At 63.5% G+C, this 1,404-nt stretch carries 1 protein-coding gene; it reads right to left on the reverse strand.

What is annotated here, in order from left to right; translation table 11 throughout:
* Positions 1–1,377: NADH:flavin oxidoreductase (locus EN935_RS36015; RefSeq protein ID WP_127374228.1), on the reverse strand; the 1,377-nt coding region annotated here is incomplete at its 3' end.
* Between the last annotated feature and the right edge of the window lie 27 nt (positions 1,378–1,404).

Here is a 1,404-nt window from a genome sequence, read left to right on the forward strand (position 1 = left end):
GTCGTAGCGGATCTCGACGCCGAGCCGGTCGAGTTCGGCCAGCCGCCAGTCGATGATGCCGATCAATTCCTTGCGGCGCGGGTTCTGCGTCGCCAGCCGAATTTGGCCGCCGGCCTGGCTCGACGCTTCAAGCACCGTCCCCTGGTGGCCGCGCTCGGCCGCGACCCGCGCCGTTTCCAGGCCACCGGCGCCGGCACCGACGACGACGATTTTCTGCTTCGGCCCTTCGGTCTTGACGATGATGTGCGGAATATCGGCCTCGCGGCCGGTCGCCGCGTTGTGGACGCATAGCGCCTCGCCGCCTTCATAGATGCGGTCGAGACAATAGGTGGCGCCCACACACGGGCGTATCTCGTGCTCGCGACCCTCCATCACCTTTTTCATGATGTGCGGATCGGCGATGTGGGCGCGGGTCATGCCGACCATGTCGAGCTTGCCTGTGGCGATGGCATGCCGTGCGGTGGCGACATCGGAAATGCGCGCCGCATGGAAGGTCGGGAATTTTGTCGCCGCCCTGACCTCACCGGCGAAATCGAGATGCGGAGACGAGCGCATGCCGGCCACCGGAATCACCTTGGTGAGCGCCGCGTCACTCTCGATCGAGCCGCGGATGATGTTGAGGAAATCAACCTTGCCGGAGTCGGCCAGCCGCTTTGCGATCTCGACGCCTTCCGCCTTCGACAGGCCTTTTTCGAAATCTTCGTCGGCAACCATGCGAATGCCGACGACGAATTTGTCACCGACCGCCGACCGCACGGCGTCGAGAACCATGTTGGTGAAGCGCAGGCGGTTGTCGAGCGAGCCGCCGAACTCGTCGTCGCGATGGTTGGTGGCCGGCGACCAGAAGCCGTCGATCAGGTGGCCGTAGGCTTCGAACTCGATCCCATCGAGGCCTGCGGCCTGGCAGCGCTGCGCGGCCGAAGCATAGTCGGCAACGATGCGCTCGATGTCCCAGTCCTCGATGGTCTTGGGAAAAGCACGATGCGCTGGCTCGCGCACCGGCGAGGCCGAGAGCACCGGCAGCCAGTCGGCCTTGTTCCAGCCGGTGCGGCGGCCGAGATGGGTGATCTGGATCATCACCTTGCAGTCGTGCTCGTGACAGGCGTCAGTGAGCTCGGCCAGCCACGGCACGATCTTATCGTCATAGACATGCAAATTGCCAAAGGCGGCCGGACTGTCGCGCGAGACGATCGCCGATCCGGCGGTCATGGTCAGCGCCATACCGCCCTTGGCCTTCTCGGCATGGTAGAGCCGATAGCGCTCTTTCGGCATGCCGTCCTCGGAATAGGCCGGCTCGTGGCTGGTCGACATGACCCGATTCTTCAGCGTCAGATGTTTGAGTTGGTAGGGCTGGAGAAGCGGATCGTTACTCGTCATCGTCTTCCTGCTTTTTCAAATTGTGCT

Source organism: Mesorhizobium sp. M7D.F.Ca.US.004.03.1.1, from assembly GCF_003998635.1.
GTDB lineage: Bacteria > Pseudomonadota > Alphaproteobacteria > Rhizobiales > Rhizobiaceae > Mesorhizobium > Mesorhizobium loti.